Annotated in this window: 18 protein-coding genes and 2 pseudogenes; 10 read left to right on the plus strand and 10 right to left on the minus strand. The window is 72.5% G+C overall.

Annotated elements, in window-relative coordinates; all coding sequences use genetic code 11:
* Positions 1–92 precede the first annotated feature (92 nt).
* A complete protein-coding gene (locus ACWCXH_RS24660; protein ID WP_449803644.1) occupies positions 93–272 on the minus strand; it encodes a hypothetical protein in 180 nt (59 codons plus the stop codon).
* 676 nt (positions 273–948) lie between these two features.
* Between ACWCXH_RS24660 and ACWCXH_RS24665 the strand changes: the two genes are divergently transcribed.
* Together ACWCXH_RS24665 and ACWCXH_RS24670 are read left to right on the plus strand one after the other, a co-directional pair.
* Complete coding sequence (locus ACWCXH_RS24665; protein WP_449803645.1) at positions 949–2,181, plus strand: sensor histidine kinase; 1,233 nt, start codon at positions 949–951, stop codon at positions 2,179–2,181.
* Entirely contained in the window at positions 2,178–2,861 is a 684-nt protein-coding gene (locus tag ACWCXH_RS24670) for a response regulator (protein WP_449803646.1), read from the plus strand. Before ACWCXH_RS24665 ends, ACWCXH_RS24670 begins: the two co-directional genes overlap by 4 nt.
* A 19-nt stretch (positions 2,862–2,880) precedes the next feature.
* On the opposite strand, the gene ACWCXH_RS24675 is transcribed toward ACWCXH_RS24670, so the two are convergent.
* Together ACWCXH_RS24675 and katG are read right to left on the minus strand one after the other, a co-directional pair.
* Positions 2,881–3,273 carry a penicillin acylase family protein gene (locus tag ACWCXH_RS24675; RefSeq protein WP_449803647.1) on the minus strand — a complete coding sequence of 131 codons (393 nt, stop codon included), beginning with the start codon at positions 3,271–3,273 and terminating at the stop codon, positions 2,881–2,883.
* Positions 3,225–5,456 (minus strand): catalase/peroxidase HPI, encoded by a 2,232-nt coding sequence (gene katG, locus ACWCXH_RS24680; RefSeq protein ID WP_449803648.1) that lies wholly within the window; start codon positions 5,454–5,456, stop codon positions 3,225–3,227. Before katG ends, ACWCXH_RS24675 begins: the two co-directional genes overlap by 49 nt.
* Before the next feature lie 218 nt (positions 5,457–5,674).
* On the opposite strand from katG, the gene ACWCXH_RS24685 reads away from it, so the two are divergent.
* The gene (locus ACWCXH_RS24685; protein WP_449803649.1) at positions 5,675–6,088 is read left to right on the plus strand and encodes a Fur family transcriptional regulator; all 414 of its coding nucleotides are present in this window, start codon (positions 5,675–5,677) and stop codon (positions 6,086–6,088) included.
* Between the two features lie 100 nt (positions 6,089–6,188).
* Complete coding sequence (locus tag ACWCXH_RS24690) at positions 6,189–6,599, plus strand: HIT family protein (protein WP_449803650.1); 411 nt, start codon at positions 6,189–6,191, stop codon at positions 6,597–6,599.
* A gap of 692 nt (positions 6,600–7,291) precedes the next feature.
* Here ACWCXH_RS24690 and ACWCXH_RS24695 read toward each other — a convergent pair.
* Positions 7,292–7,486 (minus strand): hypothetical protein, encoded by a 195-nt coding sequence (locus ACWCXH_RS24695; RefSeq protein WP_449803651.1) that lies wholly within the window; start codon positions 7,484–7,486, stop codon positions 7,292–7,294.
* A 750-nt stretch (positions 7,487–8,236) separates the two neighbouring features.
* Between ACWCXH_RS24695 and ACWCXH_RS24700 the strand changes: the two genes are divergently transcribed.
* The 3 genes from ACWCXH_RS24700 to ACWCXH_RS24710 all read left to right on the plus strand — a co-directional run bounded on the left by ACWCXH_RS24700 (position 8,237) and on the right by ACWCXH_RS24710 (position 12,086).
* Positions 8,237–8,446 (plus strand): hypothetical protein, encoded by a 210-nt coding sequence (locus tag ACWCXH_RS24700; protein WP_449803652.1) that lies wholly within the window; start codon positions 8,237–8,239, stop codon positions 8,444–8,446.
* Positions 8,447–8,990: 544 nt separating this feature from the next.
* Entirely contained in the window at positions 8,991–11,096 is a 2,106-nt protein-coding gene (locus tag ACWCXH_RS24705) for a SpoIIE family protein phosphatase (protein ID WP_449803653.1), read from the plus strand.
* Positions 11,097–11,426: 330 nt separating this feature from the next.
* On the plus strand, positions 11,427–12,086 hold the full coding sequence (locus ACWCXH_RS24710; protein WP_449803654.1) for an NADPH-dependent F420 reductase: 660 nt from the start codon (positions 11,427–11,429) through the stop codon (positions 12,084–12,086).
* An 80-nt stretch (positions 12,087–12,166) separates the two neighbouring features.
* Here the strand turns inward: ACWCXH_RS24710 and ACWCXH_RS24715 are convergent.
* Positions 12,167–12,651 (minus strand): annotated as a pseudogene (locus ACWCXH_RS24715) (hypothetical protein); the annotation flags it as partial.
* Positions 12,652–12,757: 106 nt separating this feature from the next.
* On the opposite strand from ACWCXH_RS24715, the gene ACWCXH_RS24720 reads away from it, so the two are divergent.
* Entirely contained in the window at positions 12,758–13,561 is an 804-nt protein-coding gene (locus tag ACWCXH_RS24720) for a DeoR/GlpR family DNA-binding transcription regulator (RefSeq protein ID WP_449803655.1), read from the plus strand.
* A gap of 39 nt (positions 13,562–13,600) precedes the next feature.
* Here the strand turns inward: ACWCXH_RS24720 and ACWCXH_RS24725 are convergent, their stop codons facing one another.
* The 5 genes from ACWCXH_RS24725 to ACWCXH_RS24745 all read right to left on the minus strand — a co-directional run bounded on the left by ACWCXH_RS24725 (position 13,601) and on the right by ACWCXH_RS24745 (position 19,546).
* A complete protein-coding gene (locus tag ACWCXH_RS24725) occupies positions 13,601–14,620 on the minus strand; it encodes a LacI family DNA-binding transcriptional regulator (protein ID WP_449803656.1) in 1,020 nt (339 codons plus the stop codon).
* Positions 14,621–14,715: 95 nt separating this feature from the next.
* The gene (locus ACWCXH_RS24730) at positions 14,716–16,449 is read right to left on the minus strand and encodes a glycoside hydrolase family 36 protein (RefSeq protein ID WP_449803657.1); all 1,734 of its coding nucleotides are present in this window, start codon (positions 16,447–16,449) and stop codon (positions 14,716–14,718) included.
* A 3-nt stretch (positions 16,450–16,452) separates the two neighbouring features.
* On the minus strand, positions 16,453–17,274 hold the full coding sequence (locus ACWCXH_RS24735; RefSeq protein WP_449803658.1) for a carbohydrate ABC transporter permease: 822 nt from the start codon (positions 17,272–17,274) through the stop codon (positions 16,453–16,455).
* A 2-nt stretch (positions 17,275–17,276) separates the two neighbouring features.
* On the minus strand, positions 17,277–18,206 hold the full coding sequence (locus tag ACWCXH_RS24740) for a carbohydrate ABC transporter permease (protein ID WP_449803659.1): 930 nt from the start codon (positions 18,204–18,206) through the stop codon (positions 17,277–17,279).
* On the minus strand, positions 18,203–19,546 hold the full coding sequence (locus tag ACWCXH_RS24745) for an extracellular solute-binding protein (protein ID WP_449803660.1): 1,344 nt from the start codon (positions 19,544–19,546) through the stop codon (positions 18,203–18,205). The genes ACWCXH_RS24740 and ACWCXH_RS24745 overlap by 4 nt, the downstream gene beginning before the upstream one ends.
* A 485-nt stretch (positions 19,547–20,031) precedes the next feature.
* On the opposite strand from ACWCXH_RS24745, the gene ACWCXH_RS24750 reads away from it, so the two are divergent.
* Both ACWCXH_RS24750 and ACWCXH_RS24755 read left to right on the plus strand, forming a co-directional pair.
* A complete protein-coding gene (locus ACWCXH_RS24750; RefSeq protein WP_449803661.1) occupies positions 20,032–20,142 on the plus strand; it encodes a DUF397 domain-containing protein in 111 nt (36 codons plus the stop codon).
* 89 nt (positions 20,143–20,231) lie between these two features.
* Positions 20,232–20,396, plus strand: a pseudogene (locus tag ACWCXH_RS24755) (DUF397 domain-containing protein); the annotation flags it as partial.
* Positions 20,397–20,440: the final 44 nt, after the last annotated feature.

A 20,440-nucleotide genomic window follows, 5' to 3' on the forward strand; every position in this document is an offset into this window, starting at 1 on the left:
GGGGGCGGCCGCGATCCGCGCCGGCCACGACCCCGGAAGCCACGGGCTCCGGGATCCGCCGGCTCCGGAGGCCTGCACGGCCTCCGGAGGACTCAGAAGCTGCAGACGTGGCTGCAGCTCGACCAGCCGCCGCAGGTGCTGGCCTGCACCGCGGCGGTCACGTACACCTCGTTCGCGAGCTCGCCGGCCGGGTGGACCTGGTGGCCCTGGCCGAGGGTGAGCCGGAAGTCCTCGTCCTTGAGCGCGCGAACCTGCTCGGCCGTGGGCAGCATGTTGCCTCCTCCAAGTGATCGGATCTGGCACGGGCGTGCCGGGTCCGGATCCTGACAGCGCCTCACGCGTCACACCAGGGGCGTGCACCCCACCCGACGCAATTTCGGCCACGATCGAAATATGGTCCGGCCCCCCGCCATGCCCCCGTTCCCCCAGGCCATGCAAGGCCGCTCCCCCGGCGGCCGCGCCGCCCGCTCCCCCGCCCGGCCCGACGGCCGCCCTACACCTGACCAAAATCGGGGCGGTGAAGGCCACACAAACCGGACCCCACGTTTCGGAGTCGCCGCCCCTGGGGAGCCCGGCGGTCCGTCGCTCCTGTCGCAGGGCCGGGCACCCAGGGTCACGATGGAGTCCGGTACTCCACCAGCAGCGGCCCCGATCCGGCGACGCCTCCCGCTCACTCCGCCCGCAGCGTGGCCACCGTCCGCGTCCGGGCGGCCCGGACGGCGGGCAGCAGGGCCCCGAGGACGGCGATGAGCACCCCGCCGAGCGCGAGCAGCACCAGCGTCGGCGTGCCGAAGTCCGCCGCGGGCCACGGCCCAAAGCCCGGGCCGTTCCGTACACCGCCGGAGGTACGGCGCGCGACGTCATCCTTCCGATGTAGGCGACGGGAGTACGGCCGCTCCGCCGGACGCGGGGCTGTCCAGCCGGGCGCCCGGCCGCCACAATGTGCCGGTGATCGATGCCCTGACCCCGGACCGGCTGCGCGCGGCCGTCCGCCCGAGCGCCGGACCGCCGCCGCCCCTGCCGACCCGGCGCGGGTGGGCGTTCGATGTCGCGCTGGCCCTGTTCCTGGCTTCCGTCGCCGCCCGCTACGTGACCACCGCGGGCGGGCCGAAGGAGCCCGACTGGTCGGGGCTGATGCCACTGGTGCCGCTCGTGCCGCTGCCGCTCGCGCTGCGCCGCCGGTACCCGCTGGCGGTGCTGTGGACGGTCCTGCCGCCCGCGCTGCTCGTCCGGCACCAGTCCGAGGACATCGCCTACGCGGCAGGCGTCGTCGTCATCATCGCCGCCTACAGCGTCGCCGCGTACGGGCGCCGACGGGCGGCCGGCCTGGCGAGCCTCCCGGTGGCCGCCACAGCTCTGGTGGTGGTCTTCGACGACGCGAAGCTGCCGCACTTCCCCAACGGCGTGGTCGCCGTGCTGCTCCTCGTGCCCGTGTTCGCGGTCGCCTACGAACTGCGGATGTGGCGCCGCCGGGTGGCCGAGGGCCACGAGCGGCTCTCCGCCCTGGAACAGGAGCGGCTGGCCGCGCTCCAGCGCGCGGTCGAGCACGAACGGGCCCGCATCGCCCGCGAGTTGCACGACGTCGTGACGCACAACGTGAGCATGATGACGATCCAGGCCGGGGCCGCCCGCAAGATCCTCGACACCGCCCCGGACAGGGCCCGCGAAGCGATGGCCGCCGTGGAGACCGGCGGGCGCGCGGCGATGACCGAACTCCGGCACGTCATGGGCCTGCTGACGATCGACTCGGCGACCGGCGACGACCCGGCCGCCACCGCCGACCTCAGCCCGCAGCCCGGCCTCGGCCGGCTGGACGCACTGGTCGAGGGCGTCCGGCAGGCCGGGCTCACGGTCGGGCTGACCGTCACCGGCGAGCGCCGCGCCGTGCCGCCCGGGGTCGAACTCGCCGCCTACCGGGTCGTCCAGGAGGCGCTCACCAACACCGTCAAGCACGCGGGCGGCGCCGCCGCCGAGGTCACCGTCGAGTACGCCCGCGGCCACCTGCGCGTCGAGGTCACCGACACCGGCGGCCGCCCCACCGGCGCCGCCACCACCGGCAACGGCCGCGGCCTGATCGGCCTGCGCGAACGCCTCGCCGTCTACGGCGGCACCCTGCACACCGGCACCCGGCCGCACGGCGGCTACCGTGTCAAGGCCCTGATCCCCTTGGAGAGTTCTTGAACACCGACCCGCTGCGCGTGGTGGTCGCCGACGACCAGGCGCTGGTGCGCACCGGCTTCCGGCTGATCCTGGAGTCCGAGGGGATCGACGTGGTCGCCGAGGCCGACGACGGCGAACAGGCGGTGGCCGCCGTCCGCCGGACCAGACCGGACGTCGTGCTGATGGACATCCGGATGCCAGTCCTGGACGGCCTGGAGGCCACCCGGCGGGTCCTGGCCGACACGGCCCAGGAGCCCCCGCGGGTGATCATGCTGACCACCTTCGACCTCGACCAGTACGTCTACGCCGCGATGGCCGCCGGCGCCAGCGGCTTCCTGCTCAAGGACGTCACCCCCGAGCACCTGGCCGCCGCCGTCCGGCTGGTGCGCTCCGGCGACGCCCTGCTCGCCCCGGCGATCACCCGCCGCCTCGTCGAGCGCTTCGCCCGCCCGGACGCCCCCGCCGCCCCGCACCGCGAGCTGGCCGCGCTCACCCCGCGCGAACTGGAGGTCATGGCCCTGCTCGCGCGCGGGCTCAGCAACGCCGAACTCGCCGCGCAGTTCCGGCTGTCCGAAGCGACGGTCAAGACGCACGTGGCCCGGATCCTCGGCAAGCTCGGCCTGCGGGACCGGGCCCAGGTGGTGGTGGCCGCGTACGAGACGGGGCTGGTCAGCGTCGGCTCGGGGCCGGGCCCGCGGTAGGCCCGGCCCCTCGTGGTCGTCAGCGGTCCCGTGGGCGTCGGCCGCGCAGGCGGGTGACCTCCAGCTCCGGGGAGGTCTTGATCTCGGCCTCGGTGAAGCGTTCCGTCACCCACTGCTTCCGGGAGAACAGCTCCGTCTGGTCGGTGCGGTGCGGGGATTCCGGGTTCACGGACTCCCCGTACATCAGCACCGGCCGCGCTGCTGCCCGGGGCGGCCGTCGCCGCCCAACCGCCTTGACGTAGTGCATTGATGACGCCGGGTCATGTCGCCACCCTGCCCGGACGGCGCACCCGCGGCATCGGCCCGGGGACGTACATCCCCGGGCCGATCGGGTTCCGGTCAGTACCGGTCCTGCCGTTCGGGTCAGGCCTTGGCGAGGTCGAACCGGTCCAGGTTCATGACCTTGACCCACGCCGCGACGAAGTCCCTGACGAACTTCTCCTTGGCGTCGTCGCTCGCGTAGACCTCGGCGATCGCGCGCAGCTCGGAGTTCGAGCCGAACACGAGGTCCGCGCGGGTGCCCGTCCACTTGACCGCGCCGGAGGCGTCGCGGCCCTCGAACGTGGTCGCGTCCTCGGAGGTGGCCTTCCACGTGGTGTCGAGGTCGAGCAGGTTGACGAAGAAGTCGTTCGTCAGCACGCCCGGGGTCTCGGTGAACACGCCGTACGAGGACTGCCGGTGGTTCGCGCCGAGGACGCGCAGGCCGCCGACGAGGACGGTCAGCTCGGGGGCGCTCAGCGTCAGCAGGTTGGCCCGGTCGAGCAGCAGGTACTCGGCCGCGAGCCGCTGGCCCTTGCCGACGTAGTTGCGGAAGCCGTCGGCCGCGGGCTCCAGCGCCGCGAACGACTCGACGTCGGTCTGCTCCTGCGAGGCGTCCACGCGGCCGGCCGCGAGGGGCACCTCGACGGTGACGCCCGCGTCCCCGGCCGCCTTCTCGACGGCCGCACCGCCGGCCAGCACGACCAGGTCGGCCAGCGAGACCTTCCTGGCGCCCGCCTGGGCGTTGAAGTCCCGCTGGACGCCTTCGAGGGCGCGCAGCACGATCGCGAGCTCGTCCGGGTCGTTGACCTCCCAGCCGGCCTGCGGCTGGAGGCGGATCCGGCCGCCGTTGGCGCCACCGCGCTTGTCGCTGCCGCGGAAGGACGAGGCGGCGGCCCACGCGGCGGAGACCAGCTGGGAGACGGACAGGCCGGTGGCGAGGACGCGCTCCTTGAGCGCGGCGACGTCGGCGGCGTCGATCCGCTCGCCGGTGGCGGCCGGCAGCGGGTCCTGCCAGATCAGCTCCTCGCTCGGGACCTCGGGGCCGAGGTAGCGGACGACCGGGCCCATGTCGCGGTGGGTGAGCTTGAACCAGGCGCGGGCGAACGCGTCGGCGAACTCCTCGGGGTTGTCCTTGAAGCGCCGGGAGATCGGCTCGTACACCGGGTCCATGCGCAGCGACAGGTCGGTGGTCAGCATGACCGGGACGTGCCGCTTCGACGGGTCGTGCGCGTCGGGGACGGTGCCGGCGCCGGCGCCGTCCTTCGGGATGTACTGCCACGCGCCGGCCGGGCTCTTGGTGAGCTCCCACTCGTAGCCGAAGAGGGTCTCGAAGAACGAGTTGTCCCAGGTGGTGGGGGTGTGCGTCCAGGCGCCCTCCAGGCCGCTGGTGATCGCGTCGCCGCCCACGCCGGTGCGGAAGGCGCTCTTCCAGCCGAGGCCCTGCTGCTCCATCGGGGCGGCCTCGGGGTCGGGGCCGACGTTGTCCGCCGGGCCGGCGCCGTGGGTCTTGCCGAAGGTGTGGCCGCCGGCGATGAGGGCGACGGTCTCCTCGTCGTTCATCGCCATCCGGTAGAAGGTCTCGCGGATGTCGCGCGCGGCGGCGATCGGGTCCGGATTGCCGTTGGGGCCTTCGGGGTTGACGTAGATCAGGCCCATCTGGACGGCGGCGAGCGGGTTCTCCAGCTCGCGGTCCCCGGTGTAGCGCGCGTCGCCGAGCCAGGTGGTCTCCGGGCCCCAGTAGACGTCCTCGTCGGGCTCCCACTCGTCGACGCGGCCGCCGCCGAAGCCGAAGGTCTTGAAGCCCATGGTCTCCAGGGCGACATTGCCGGCGAGGATCATCAGGTCGGCCCAGGACAGGCTGCGGCCGTACTTCTTCTTGACCGGCCACAGCAGGCGGCGGGCCTTGTCGAGGCTCGCGTTGTCGGGCCAGCTGTTGAGCGGGGCGAAGCGCTGCTGGCCGCCACCGGCGCCGCCGCGGCCGTCGCGGATGCGGTAGGTGCCCGCGCTGTGCCAGGCCATGCGGATGATGAACGGGCCGTAGGTGCCGTAGTCGGCGGGCCACCAGTCGTGCGAGGTGGTGAGCGCCGTCGCGATGTCGCGCTTGACGGCCGGGAGGTCGAGGGCGGTGAAGGCCGCCGCGTAGTCGAACTCCGCGCCGAACGGGTTGGCCACGGCGGGGTTCTTGGCGAGGATCTTGAGGTTCAGCCGGTCGGGCCACCACTGGCGGTTGCCGCCGCCCTGGGTGGGGTGCGCCGCGCGCCCGTGGACGACCGGGCAGCCACCCGTGCCCTCCGCCTGTGCCGCTACGCCGGTTGCATCGTGGTTCTCAGACATGGGAATCCTTCTCAGACAAGGCGGATCACGGTGTCTTCTGCTACCTAGTGTGCTGCTGCCTAGGCTATAGCCGGAGCCGATCCTACGATGGACGCAATCCAAGTCAAGAAGGACACCGAGGAAACATCCAGTCCAATACCAGATGTCCCTCTGATCCGCTGATAAACTCCGGGTTTCTCCATTCAGTTGAAATGATGACCTGAAGAGGTTTGACCGACATGAGCGACCTCCTGCAACGGCTGCGCGGGCGCGGCTGGCGCCTCACCTCCCAGCGGCGTGTCGTGGCGGAGGTCCTGGATGGCGACCACGTCCACCTCACCGCCGACGAGGTGCACGCCCGCGCCGCGGAGCGACTCCCCGAGATCTCCCGGGCCACCGTCTACAACACCCTCGGCGAGCTGGTCACGCTCGGCGAGCTGGTCGAGGTCGCCACCGACGGCCGCGCCAAGCGCTACGACCCCAACGCCCACCGCCCGCACCAGCACCTGGTCTGCACCGGCTGCGGCACCATCCGCGACGTCCACCCGGCCGGCGACCCCCTCGCCGACCTCCCGGCCGAGCAGCGCTTCGGCTTCACCCTCTCGGGCGCCGAGGTCACCTACCGCGGCCTCTGCCCGGACTGCGCGCGGTAGCGGCATTCCCTCACCGGCCCCTTCGGCCCGGCGCCGACGCGTGCACGACGAGCCTCCGGATAACGAGCCCTGGACGGCGGGCGGGGGTGATAATCCGCGGGTGGAGTGCCTCTTCTGTGCGGTGGTGGCCGGAGAAGCCGCGACGTACCTGGTGATGGAGGACGAAGGGGCGGTTGCGTTTCTGGATCACCGCCCGTTGTTCCCCGGACATGTGCTGGTGGTGCCCCGTCCGCACGTGGCGACGCTGACGGACCTCGCCGCGGCCGAGGTGGGCCCGTTCTTCCTGAGCGTGCAGCGGATGACCGCGGCGGTGGAGCGGGGCATGGCGGCGGCGGGCAGCCTGGTGCTGGCCAACAACCGCATCAGCCAGTCGGTGCCGCATCTTCACGTCCATGTGATCCCGCGCAACCCCGGGGATGGGCTGCGCGGCTTCCTCTGGCCGCGTACCCGGTACCGGGACGAAAGAGAGGCGGTCGGGATCGCGGCCAGGATCAGGTCCGCGTTGAGGTGAAATCCCGCGTGGCAGGAATCGTGGCGGTACGCCCGGTCGTAGCGGTTGCGTCGATCGGGGGCGAGGCCCGGGTCGGCGAGTGCGGCGTGGAGGTCGAGGGTGCGGATCCGCGGGGCTCAGGAAGGGGTGTTCGCGATGCCCCGGTGCGGGCAGGCCGGCCGCCCACGGTGGCGGTCACCGGGTCGAAGCCGCCCACGACCTACCTCTTTCGCCCGAAGCTGCTGCGGCTGAGTGACATGGGTACGGCTCCCCGAGGATGTTCACGATATGACGAGTCGACTCCTCTTAACTTCTTCTGAGATCCCGATACGTCGCCCACCAGGCGGTCGCCGGCGTTCGCCACCCATGGAGGTCATTGGATGAATCTTCGTCGCAGGGTCGCAGCGTCGCTGGCGGGTGCGGTGGTCGCTCTTACGTCCCCGTCGGCAGGCATCGCCGCGCAGGCGTCCACACGACACGCGTCCGACTCCCTGTGGCTCCAGGACGGGGACGAGGACGGCGAGGGGGACGAGTACCACCGCTACCGCAATCCCTTTCGCAACTGCCACAGTCCCCGTCGCGTGGTACTCATCGACCAGAACTTCAGGGTGATCCTGAAAAACGGCCGGCGCGGCCCGGAGGCCCTCGTCCTCCAGGGGAGCTCGTCATCCTCGCCCTCGTCGCCGGCGGCACCATGGGACACATGGTCCCCTTCAACGTTTCTGGACGTTAATTATCCCACTCAGACCAGCAACCAGTACGAGTGGAAGATCCATGGCTTTTTCCGGGAGCACCCGGTCTTCGTGGTGAAGGCATTCGACAACCACGAACGAGTTTTCCCTTTTCCGGCTGCCCACTGCATCAACGGCCGAGACGACGGTGACCGCGGTGACCGTGCTCATCCGCATGGCGGCGAAGCTGGCGACGGGAGAGGCCCGTCCGGCTCCCCGTCGCCCCAGGGAGGGGACCACCATCAGAACGGCCCGGGTGGGCCGGAGACGCTCGGTCCCAAGGGCACCGTCCGCCCTCTACCGCGCGATGCTGCGGCTTCCGGCAGGAGCGACCGTCTTTTGAGCGCGAAGCACATCGGGATCGCGGCCGGCGGTTTGCTGGTGGTTCTGGGAATGTCGGCTACGGCATGGCATCGCCGACGTCGTTCTGCCACGCGGTCCGCGGCCGGAAGAGGTACCGACGGCACCTTTGGCCCCTGACATCACGTCGCAGCAGGAGCCTGATGAGCCGCTGCTGCTGGTCGCCGGAGCCCTACCAGCAGGACTGGTCAGGAGGAACTGCTGCTTCCGGTGGATGCCGAGCCGGCCGAGGGGCTGGGTGTGGTGGAGGGGCTGAGCTCATCCGAAAGGCCCGGTGTGGCCGAGGGGCTGAGCTCATCCGAAAGGCCGGGTGCGGCCGAGGGGCTGAGCTCATCCGAAAGGCCGGGTGCGACCGAGGGGCTGAGCTCATCCGAAAGGCCGGGTGCGACCGAGGGGCTGAGCTCGCCCGATAGGCCTGGTACGGCGGAGGGGCTCGGTGTGGCTGCAGGGCTGAGTTCGCCCGGGAGGCTGGGCGCGACCCCAGGGCTCGGTGTGGCCGCAGGGCTGGGCTTGACCGAGCGGCTTGGGCGAGGCCGAGGAGCTGGGTGCGGCCGAGCGCTGCTGGGGGTGGCCGAGGGGCTGGGCTCGTCCGAAGGGCTGGGCGAGGCCGAAGGGCTGGGCGAGGCCGAAGGGCTGGGCGAGGCCGAGGAGCTGGGTGTGGCCGAGGGGCTCGGGCGGGGGTCGTGGGGGCAGATCCAGTTGGGGTTTTTGAACCCGAAGCTCAGGCCCCAATCCCTGTCGCAGCCGCCCCAGTACGTTCCCACCCAGCCGCAGTAGGGGCCGCCGTAGCTGTAACAGGGGGGCCCTGACCTCTGCGGGTCCGGATTCGCGAAGGGGAGCTCGGGTGATTCGGCTTCGATCCGCGAGGTGCCGGCGGCGTTTACCATGCGGACCTGCGTGGCGTCGGAACTCCGGGACATCCAGTCCGTGAAGAAGAGGGGCAGGCCGAAGGCCGAGGCCGAAGCCGCCACCATTGAAGCAGCGAGAGCGCAGCGGGTGAGGCGCATGACTGTTCCTCTTGGCTTTGTGGTCCGTGGCAGGCGTGAATGAACTCTGTGCACGAGCGCCACCGCTGCGAGCACCAAAGTTAAACGTATGGTGTGAAGAGCCCTCGGTGGTCAGCGAACCGTCAACCGGGCAGCCTTGCGCCGGTTTTTCACTCGAAGAGCCTCGTCTCGATCCCGTAGCTCTGCGTAGCCATTTCGGCGTGGGTGATGGATTGCCCGGCCAGGGGCCGGGACTGCTCGGAGGACGGCTTCGAGGCGAGGCGAGACGATGGAGGGAACCGACGTGTCGTAGGCGGGCGGGAGGGAGGTGCCGGATGGAGGCCGGGCACGCTCTACCGTCGGGCGCCGCCCCGCAGGGCGGGCGTCCCTCGATGGAGCCGGGCGGGCTGCTGGATGTCCTGGGCGTCGCCGCGGTGGTGCTGAACGCGGAGGGGCGGATCGTGCTGTGGAGTCCGCAGGCCGAGGACCTGTTCGGCTACCGGGCGCAGGAGGCACTCGGCAGACCCGCTGCCCAGGTGCTGGTCGACGAGCAGAACCTGGAAATGGTGCTGTCCCTGTTCGCGAAGGTGATGGCCGGCGGCGGGGCGTGGGCCGGGGTCTTCCCGGTACGGCACAAGGACGGTTCCACGTTGCTGGCCGAGTTCCGCAACATGCGCCTGGAGGACGAGAGCGGCCGGTACTACGCGCTCGGCCTGGCCACGGACCAGGCGACGCTGCGACGCCTGGAACGGGACCTCGCGCTGTCGCTGCGCCTGGTGGAGCAGTCCCCGATCGGGCTGTCGGTGATGGACACCGACCTGCGCTTCGTGCTGGTCAACCCGGCGCTGGAGCGCATCAACGGCCTTCCCGCCGCCGAGTGCCTGGGCCGCACCGTCCGGGAGTCCCTGCCGTTCCTGGACGTCGACGCGATCGAGGCGGCGATGCGGGAGGTGCTGGCCACCGGCACGCCGCTGCTGAACCATTTCACGACCGGACGCACCCCCGCCGACCCCGGGACCGAGCACGCCTGGTCCACCTCCTTCTTTCGCCTGGAGGACCCCGCCCACCGGGTCATCGGCGTCGCCGCCTCGGTCGTCGACGTCACCGAGCAGCACCGGGCGGCCGGCGCCGCGGCGGCGGCCCGGCGGCGCCTCACCGTGATCGCCGACGCCTCCGAACGCATCGGCACCACCCTCGACCTCGACATCACCGCCCGCGAGCTCGCCGACGTCCTCGTCCCCGAATTCGCCGACATCGCCGCCGTCGACGTCCTGGAAGACGTCCTCACGGACAGCCCGCCCCTGGCCGCCCAGGGCAGCCCGGCCCTGTTCCGGGCCCTCGCCTTCAAGGCCGCCTACCGCACACCCGCCACCGAGGCCGCCGATCCCGTCGGGCAGATCGCCCGCTACGACGCCTCCCGCCTGATCACCCGCTGTGCCCGTACCGGCCGCCCGATACTGCTGGCGCACGTCACCGACCACGACCTGCCGCGCATCGCCCGCGACGAGCAGGCCGTCGACCTGCTCAGAGAGGCCCGGATCCACTCCTACCTGGCCGTACCGCTGCGTGCCCGGGGCCAGGTCCTCGGCGCGCTGGACCTCAAGCGCGCCCGCAACCCGCAGCCGTTCGACCACGACGACCTGGTTCTCGCGAGCGAACTCGCCGCCCGCGCCGCCGTCACCATCGACAACGCCCGCTGGTACCAGCGCCAGCGCCACGCCGCGCTCGCGCTCCAGCGACACCTGCTGCCCGGTCCGCCCCCGCAGCCGCCCGGGCTGGAGGTCGCCTACCGCTACCAGCCGGCGGCGAGCGTCGGCGAGGTCGGCGGCGACTGGTTCGACGTCATCCCGCTGACCGCCGACCGGACCGCTCTGGTCGTCGGCGACGTCATGGGCAGCGGGATCAACGCCGCCGCCACCATGGGCCAACTGCGCACCGCTGCTCGGACCCTGGCCGGTCTCGACCTGGAGCCCGCCGCCGTCCTCACCCACCTGGACCGCATCGCCGCCGACCTCGGCGAGTCCACCGCCACCTGTGTATACGCCGTCCACGACCCCCATGACCACCGCTGCCGCATCGCCATCGCCGGCCACCTGCCACCGGTCCACACCTGCCCGGGCCGCCCGCCGGCCCTGCTCGACCTGCCGACCGGTGCGCCCCTGGGAGTCGGTGGCGTCGCCTTCGACGACACCCCCATCGACCTCGCGATCGGCGACGAGCTCGTCCTCTACACGGACGGGCTCGTGGAGACACGCGACCACGACATCGACTTCAGGCTCGCGGCCCTCACCGACCTCCTCGGCCGCCCCCGCCGTTCTCCGGAGGAGACCTGCGACCTCCTCCTCGGCGCCCTGTACCACCAGCGCGGGTACGACGACGTCGCCCTCCTCGTCGCCCGCGCCCGGCCTCTGCCGCACGTGGCCGGACCTGCGCGTCGGTGAACCGGTGGGACGACTCCGGCGGTTGCCGGACGGGTCCGCGCGTCGAGCGGAGCAGTCGTGCGGCGACAGCCGCGCATGAAAGCAGGGCCTCCTGGTAGCTCGCACGGCGCAACAGAAGGCGTGCCGGGAGCGGAGTTCGGGCACGGCGCCCGGTCGGACCGGGAGAGCGGCACCCGCAGCCTCCGGGCGGCCTGCGTTCCGTCACCGGGCCCGCGTCAACCCGGCTCCCGCAGAACCACCCCGGGAGTGGGAATCGACGGCGCCGGCCGGTGGTTGGGTCATGATCGGACATGCGGAAACTCTCGTGAACTCGCGTGAAGGGGTACCACCATGAAGATCGGCATCATCGGCGCGGGCAACATCGGCGGCAACCTGACGAGGCGGCTCACCGCCCTCGGCCACGACGTCTCCATCGCCAACTCGCGCGGCCCGGAGTCGTTGGCCGAGCTGGTCGCGGAGACGGGGGCGACGGCGGTGCCGGCCGCCGAGGCCGCGCGCGGAGCGGAGGTCGTGGTGGTCACCGTGCCGCTGAAGAACGTGCCGGACCTGCCCGGAGGCCTGTTCGCCGGGGCCGCCGAGGGCTTCGCCGTGATCGACACCGGCAACTACTACCCGAAGGAGCGCGACGGCCTGATCGCCGAGATCGAGGGCGGCCTGACGGAGAGCCGCTGGACGGAGCGGCACCTCGGCCACCCGGTCGTGAAGGCCTTCAACGGCACCTACGCCCGGGACATCGTCGAGCAGCCCCGTCCGCAGGGCGACCCGGAGCGGCTCGCCGTGCCGGTCGCGTCCGACGACGAGGCCGCGAAGCGCAAGGTCCGGGCGCTCATCGACGAGATCGGCTTCGACACGGTGGACGCCGGCGGCATCGACGAGTCCTGGCGCCAGCAGCCCGGCACCCCGGTCTACGGCCTGCGCGCGGGTGTCGAGGCCGTGACGCAGGCACTCGCCGCGGCCTCGCCGGAGCGCCCGGCGGCGCACAAGGCGTAACACCGCCGTACGCCGCAGTGGGGCGCTCCGCCGGTCACGCGGTGCGGCGGGCGCCCTCGGGTGGCGGTCAGGGTGCGCGGGGCGGCCTCCCACAGCCGCTGGGGCGCGTGTTCGGGGCTGACGTCGTTGGCGAAGGCGTCCATGCCGGATTCGACGCCGGCCAGGTACGTGAGCTTGTCGGCGGTCCGCCGGATCGTGAACAGCTCCAGGTGCAGGGCGAGTTCGGCTCTGCGTCCACGTGGCGCCTGGTGCCAGGCGGAGATGTACGGGGTGCGGCCGCCGCCGAGGAGGCGGTCGAAGCGGCGCGGCAAGTCCAGGTCGAGGCGGGGGAATTCGGCGCGCTGGTCCTCGTCGAGGGCGGTGAGGTCGGGGACGCGGCGGTGCGGGTAGAGGTGCACCTCGCAGGGCCGGCGCGCGGCGAAGGGGACGAAGGCCGGAGCGCGGCCGTCCGGTCGGTCCGCGCGTCGAGGACGAGACGGGCGCGGGCCTCGGAGAGGTCGGCGAAGGAGGCGTCGTGGTCGGCGGTGAAGCCCACCCCCTCGCAGCGCCCCGCACCCGGCCCGGCCCTCCGCAGCCCGCTGCTGAGCTCACCCGGGGCACCGCGCCCGGCACCTGCCATGATGGCGATGTGCGTGGCCGACCGGGCCACACCGATCCGAGGAGGCCGTCCGATGGCCGACAGCGCCCAACCGCTCGCCGGACAGCGGCGCGCGCTGATCCTGGAACAGGTGCGCGCGAGGGGCGGGGTTCGGGTGACCGAACTCGTCCGCGACCTCGGGGTCTCCGACATGACCGTCCGGCGCGACCTGGACGCCCTGGCCCGGCGCGGGCTGGTGGAGAAGGTCCACGGCGGGGCCGTGCGGGTCGAGGCGCCGCTCAGCGGCGAGCCCGGGTTCGAGACCAAGGCCGGCTGGGAGCTGCCCGCGAAGGAGGCGATCGCCCGGGCCGCCGCCGCGCTGGTGCCGCCCGGTTCGGCGGTCGGCCTCGCGGCCGGCACGACGACCTTCGCGGTGGCCCGGCACCTGCGCGCCGTCGAGGGCCTGACGGTGGTCACCAACTCGCTGCGGATCGCCGAGCTGCTGGAGCAGCCCGACGACGACGGCACGCCCGCGACCGCGACGGTGATCCGCACCGGCGGCGTCCGCACGCCCTCGGACGCGCTCGTCGGCCCGGTGGCGGACCAGGCGATCCGCTCGCTGCACGTCAACGTGCTGATCATGGGCTGCCACGGTCTCTCCGCCGAGACCGGTCTGACCACCCCCAACCTGGCCGAGGCGGAGACCAACCGCGCCTTCCTGCAGTCCGCCCGCCGGGTGATCGTCGTCGCCGACCACACGAAGTGGAACGCCGTCGGCCTGGCCTCGTTCGCGGCCCTGGACCAGCTCGACGTGCTGGTGACCGACGACGCCCTGCCCGCCGAGGACCGGACGGCCGCCGCCCGGCTCGTCGGCGAGCTGATCATCGCGTCCGACTGAGGCCTCCCCGGCCGGCCGTGTGCGCGGCGAAACCCGCCCCTAACCGCCCGAACTCGCCCGCACCACCAGCTCCGTGGACAGCTCCAGCCCCGCGCCCGGCATCCCCTCCCCCCGCACCTGGGCGAGCAGCCGGTCGACCAGCGCGGCGGCGATCGCGCGGAGCGGCAGCCGGACGGAGGTCAGCGCGGGGTGCAGGTGGCGGCAGAGCGGGGTGTCGTGGAAGCCGGTCACCGCCACCTCCCGCCCGACCGCCAACCCCTCGGCGCGGACGGCCTCGTAGACGTCCAGCGCGAGCAGGTCGCCGGCCGCGGCGACGGCCGTCGGCCGGTCCGAACCGCGCAGCAGCTCCCGCACGGCGGCGACGTCGGGCCCGTCCGACACCACCGCGGACAGCCCGAGCCGCCGCGCTTCGGCGAGGAAGCCCGCCCGCCGGTCCGCCATCCACGGCAGTCCCTCCGCGCCGCCGACGTACCCCACGCGCCGGTGCCCGCGCTCCGCGAGGTGCCGGACGACGGCCGCCATGGCCGGGCCGTTGCCGATGTCCACCCAGTGCTGCGGCTCCCCCGAGCCCGTCCGCCCGAAAGTCGTGAACGGGACACCGGCCCGGGCGACGTGGCCGATCCGGGGGTCGTCGCGCAGGACGTCCGCGAGCACCAGCCCGTCCACCTGGCGGGCCGCGACCAACTCGTCGATGGCCGCGAGCGGGTCCGCCGAACCGGGCTCGGGCCGGAACAGCAGCACCCGTTGGCCCTGCGCCCCGGCCGCGTCGACCAGCGCCTCCAGGAAGCCGGCCATCAGCGGGTTGGGGTCGAACGGGTCGTCCACCGGCGCGAGGTAGCCGAGCGTGCGCCGGGCGCCGCTGCGCAGCGAACGGGCGGACTGGTCGGGCTGGTAGCCGAGTTCGCGGATCGCCGAGGTCACCCGCTCCAGTGTGTCGGGGCGCACCCGGTGGGGGGCGTTGAGCGCGTTGGACACCGTCTGCCGGGACACCCCGGCCGCGCGGGCGACCTCCTCGATGGTGGTGGCGCCGCGGCGCGGTCGGCGTGCTCCCTCGGGCATGGGCCCCTCCCAGCGTGCTCGTTCACCTGACGGACGGCGCAGGGTCAGCGGCCCGTCCCGCCGGACAATACGCCCCCGGGCGAGGAGCCCACAGGTCACGGCCGGCGCAGGGTCAACAGCCCGCCGCGCGGCACCGCGACGACAGCGTCCCGTCCGAGCTCCACCCCACCCTGCCGGACGACCCGCCCCCGCGCGTCCCGCACGGTCGCCTCCGCCGTACCGCTGCCGCCGGTCAGCCGCACGTCCGGGTCGGCGTCGGCGTTGGCGACCAGCAGGGTGCGCCACTGCCCGCCGGAGGCGTCCACCGGCAGCGCCGCGTACCGGGCGACGGCGACCGTGTCGCCCCCGTCGGAGGTGACCATCGGGTAGCCGAGGTCGGGCCGGGCCGGGCGAAGCTCGCCGAGCTGCAGGGTGTCGGCGTGGTCGCGGAAGACGCCGAGCCAGAACGCGAGCGCCTCGCGCTGCTCCGGGCGCTGCGCGGCGAGGTCGACGGAGACCTGCGGCACCGCGAAGAGCACGTTGATCAGGTGGCAGGCGATCTGCTCGGGCGGCTCCACCGGGTGCCACATGAGCATGTCGGCGTGGACCGGGACGGGCCCGGCGGCGAGCCGCACGTCGATCGTCCGCTGCCGGTTCTCCTGCGGGCTGAGCGGGCAGTCGGTGGCCCGGATCATCGTCACGTACGGCCACAGGGCGGGGCTGACGTACGGCTGGCGGTGCTCGATCATCGCCTCCGGGTCGGCGGCGGTGATCCGGCGGCGCAGCCCGGCGAGCAGTCGCTCGACGCCCTCGTCGACGCTCGCGCAGTCCGCCTCCGGGCCGGGCTCGGGCGCCGGCGACCGCGCCTCGGCACGGGCGAACCAGTCGACGAAGTCGACCTTGAGCCCGTCCATGCCCCACTCCTCGACGGCCCGCGCCAGCCGGCCGGTCAGGAACTCGCGGACCTCCGGGTAGCGGGGGTCGGCGACGACCGCGCCCATGAAGCCGGCGTCGGCGAGCGCGTACCGGCCGATCCGCTCGAAGGCCGCGCTGTCCTTGCCGATGAACGGCAGCGCGTACCAGAGCATGTACTTCACGCCGAGCTCGTGGACGCGCCGCACGTGGGCGGCGGTGTCCGGCAGCGAGACCGGTTCCCAGTCGCCGCAGTGGGCGTAGCCGCGGGTGCGGTCGGCGGTCATCCAGCCGTCGTCGACGATGATCACGTCGAGGCCGAGCTCCTTGCCGAGCGCGGCCTGGGTCTCGACGGCCTTCGGTTCGACGTCCTGGTGCATCGCGTACCAGGTGGAGTAGGCGGGGCGGCGGGCGGCGTCGGGGATGCTCGCCCGGTGCCCGGTCCCCCACCAGTCGGCGAGCCCGGCCAGGCAGCGGGCGAAGTGGCGGCGCGAGGTGTCGATCCGGACGGTGAGGCGACCGGGGGCCTGCGCCCAGAAGCGGAACTCCCCGGTCTCCTCGACCACTCCGGCGCCGGCCAGCACGTCCGGCCGCTCGGCGGCGAACGCGCAGATCGCGACGTCACCGGTGCCGACGAGGGCGGCGATCGGCGCGCCGGCGGCGATCCCGGTGCGGTGCGGGGCGCTCCAGGCGGCGGGGAGCCGGCCGGTGCCGCGCGGCTCGGGCGTCCAGAGGGCGGTGGCGTCCACGCACGGCACCCGCCACTCGATCCGCACGTCGCCGTCGGCCCCGGAGACCGCCTCGGCGGTCACCTCGACGAGGCCGTCGGCGACCGCGCGGGCTGTCCCCGCGCCGCTCACCCGCAGGTCCAGGCCCTCGGCGTGGAGCGGGCGCAGGCCGCCTGCGGCGGGGGCGTGCGGCTCCCAGACGTCGGTCATCGGTCAACCCTTCGTCGCGCCGGCCAGCAGGCCGGAGATGAACTGCCGCTGGAGGACCAGGAAGAGGACCATCATCGGCAGGGTGGACAGCGCGGTGCCGGTGAGGATCGCGCCGTAGTCGGTGGTGCTCTTGTTGCCGTACAGGGTCGCGATGGCCACCGGCAGGGTGTGCATGTCGGGGCTGCGCAGGGCGATCAGCGGCCACACGAACTGGTTCCAGGAACCCAGGAAGAGGAAGATCGCGAGTGCCGCCAGCACCGGCCGCATGACCGGCACGACGACGCTCCACAGCACCCGGAACTCGCCCGCGCCGTCGACCCGTGCGGCGTCCAGGAGTTCGTCCGGCATGCCGCTGAGGGACTGGCGCATCAGGAAGATCGCGAACGGGACGCACAGACCGGGCAGGATGACGGCCTGGTAGGAGTCGAGCAGCCCGAAGCTCATCATCATCTTGAACAGCGGTACCAGCATGACCTGTTCGGGCACCACGAGGGTGGAGAGCAGCAGGCCGAACAGCAGACTCCGACCACGGAACCGGAACTTGGCGAAGGCGTAGCCGGCCAGCAGCGCCACGATCAGCGCGCCGATCGTCTGGACTCCCGCCACCAGGAGGGAGTTTGCGAGCACCCGGAGCAGTCCGACCTTCCGCTGGAGGCGGTCGATGTTGTCGCCGAGGTGGCCGCCGGGCAGCAGCTTGGGCGGCCAGTCGAAGATCTCGGTGTCCTTGCGGGTGGTGGCGATCACCAGCCAGTAGAAGGGGCCGACGGACAGCCCGGTGAGGCCCGCCAGCACGAAGGTCAGCGGCCAGCCCCGGAGTTTCTTCACGTTCACTTCTCCCGCTCCCCCATCAGGCGCATCTGGACCGCGCCGAGCACCGACACCAGCAGGGTCAGCGCGTAGGCGATGGCGGAGGCGTAGCCGAAGTCGAAGTACCGGAAGCCGTTCTGGTACAGGTACATGGAGACGGTGAGGCTCGCGTTGTCCGGGCCGCCGCCGGTCAACACGTACGGCTCGTCGAAGAGTTGGAGCGTGCCGATGGTGGACAGGACGACGGTGAACAGCAGCACCGGGCGCAGCGCCGGCACGGTGACGGCGGTGAACCGCCGCACGGGGCCCGCGCCGTCGACCATCGCGGCCTCGTACAGCTCCCTCGGGACGCCCTGCAGACCGGCCAGGTAGATGACGGCGTTGTAGCCGGTGTAGTGCCAGGTGAGCACCAGGACGACGGACATCCGCGCCCAGAACGGGTCCCCGAGCCAGTCGACGGTGGGCAGGCCGACGGCGTCCAGCAGCCAGTTGACGGCGCCCTGGTCGGTGTTGAGCAGGAAGGCGAAGATCACGCCGGTCGCGACCAGGCCGGTGACGGCCGGCATGAAGACGCCGAGGCGCCACACCGCCCGCCAGCGCACGAGAACGGAGTTGATGCCGACGGCCATCAGCAGGGCCAGCCCGAGCATCAGCGGGACCTGCACGACGAGGATCTCGGCGGTGTTGCGCAGGGCCGTCCAGAACGGCGGATCGTCCAGCAGACGGCGGTAGTTGGCGAGGCCTGCGGGACGGGCGGCGGCGCCGGAACCGGTGGTGAAGGAGAGGAGGAGCGAGTCGACGACCGGGTAGGCCTTGAACACGCCGAAGGTGATCAGCGCGGGGGCGAGGAGGAGGTACGGCAGGGCGGTGCGGCGCCACCGGGCCCGGCGGTGGGTGCGCTCGGCCTGCGGTCGCACGGCGGTGACGGTCATGGTGGTGGCGGCGGTCATGCGATGCTGCGCCCGGTCTGCTGGGCGAGTTGCCTGGCCGCGTCCTGGAGGACGGTGGCCGGGTCGCCGCCCTTGAGGAAGACCTTGGTCTGGGCGTCGCTGGCGAGCTTGAGGGCGCGGGCGTAGTCGCCGGAGTAGTTGGTGGGGTCGCCGCCGTCGGTGGCCAGGTCGGCGAAGGTCCGCAGGACGGGCTGGCCGCCGTAGTAGGCGCTGGGCGCGGCGTACAGCGGGTCGGCGTAGGCCTCGGTGAGCGCGGGGAAGACGCCGCCGGCGGTGAACATGCTGTTGACGGACGCGGGGCGGGTGAGCGCGTACTCGACGAACTTCCAGGCGGCGCGGCGGCGCGGGCTGGAGGCGGCGACCGCGAGGTGGGTGGAGTTGACCAGCGCGGTGCGCTTGCCGCCGGGGGTGACGGCCGGGGGCTTGGCGAGGCGCCAGTTGCCGCTCTGGTCGGTGAACTTGGTCTCCAGGTAGTGCGCCGCCCAGGCGGGCATCGGGGCGACGGCGAGCTTGCCGGCCTTCATGAGGGTGGCCCAGCCCTGGTCGCCGGGGGCGTCGGCGACCAGCCCGGCGTCCGCGAGGCGCTTGACGGTGGTGAGGGCGCGGACGTCGGGCTCCGAGCCGAGGGTGATCCGGCCCTGGAGGTCGAAGTAGAACGCGCCCTGGAGCTGCATGAGGGACTGCACGAAGTCCAGGTCGGGGTCGGGGTTGGCGGCCTTGTTGATGCCGATCAGCGAGATGCCGGGGTTGGCCGCCTTGAACCGGTCGGCGACGGCTATCAGGTCGTCCCAGGTGGCGAGGGCGGCCGGATCGATGCCGGCCTTGTCGAAGCAGTCCTTGCGGTAGAAGAACCCGAGCGGGTTGACCTCCCAGGGCAGCGCGTAGGCGTGGCCGTCCTTGCCGGTGACGACCGGCCACAGGCCCTTGGCGAACTTCTCCTTGTGGACATCGGCGCCGAACTCGGAGAGGTTGGCGAGGCCCCCGGGGAACTTCTCCAGGTAGCCGGGCAGGTAGTCGCAGCCGATGTGGAGGACATCGCCGAGGCCCTGGCCGCCGGCGGCGAGGCCGACGGTGATCTTGTCCCAGATGGCGGGGTTCCCGATGTCCTGAACGTCCACTTTGATGCCTGGGTTGTCGCGCTCGAAGGCCGGGACGACCCCGCGCAGCGCGGCGGCGGCCGTGGCCCAGGACCAGACGGTGACGGTGCCGGTGTCGGCGTCGCCGCCCGCGGCCGCCCCCGAGCCGGAGTCGCCGCAGGCCGCGAGGGCGCCGCCGGCGGCGAGGGCCAGCAGGCCGGCACCGGAGGCGCGGAGCAGGTCGCGGCGAGAAAGGTGTGACATTGCATTAACCTCCGGTTTGAACGTTCAAATCCACAAAACAAACCAGAACCAAACATGCTCGAACGAGCGGGACACAGCAAACGCCCACCCGCCACACCCCGTCAAGCCCCCGGCGCTCGGCGAATGGGCTCCGCAACCGTTCCGTTACCGGCGGGACTGCGGGAGAAGTCGACTGGGCCGACTTCTCCCGCGGCTGCCGTCAGCGACCGACCTCCCGGAGGACTGCACGCAGGAGCGCCTCGGCGTTACCGGGGACGGCCAGCCACTGCGTCGCCTCGGCGTGCGCGGCCCGGCGGCGAGGGCTGACCGCGCGGATCGGACGGGAGAACTGGGCGCTCAGGCACCACCACATTTGGGCGCGGGCCCAGGTGCGGCGCCCGATCATTCGGCGGCCGGGCGGAGGTGGACGGGGTGGGGCTCGATGCCGATGAAGGCGATCACGCGGACTGCACCGACGTCGATCAGCTGGTGGGCGATCCGATCGCATGGCCGTCCGGGACTCGAAGGAGCCGAGCGGTCCGACACTTGCCTTCTCAGCCGATGCCTGGGCAGCATTCGTCACCGCCATCAAGACCGAGGAGATTCCCAACACCTGAACCGGTTGCGCGAGAAGTCGGCCTGGTCGACTTCTCGCACAGACTGCAAAGGAGCTCGAATGATCGGCGCCGTGTGACGGAAGAGCACGTTCAGCGGTGACCAGGGCAATTGCGTCGAGGTCGCCGACGGCTTCGCCGACATCGTCCCGGTCCGGGACTCCAAGGACCCCAACGGCCCGGCGCTCGTCTTCCCCTCCGACACTTGGGCAGCGTTCGTCAGAGCCGTCAAGGCTGGCGAAGTCCCGTCCGTCTGAACGTGGTTGCGCGAGAAGTCGGCTCGGCCGACTTCTCGCGCGAC

This window comes from Kitasatospora sp. NPDC001660 (assembly GCF_053596725.1).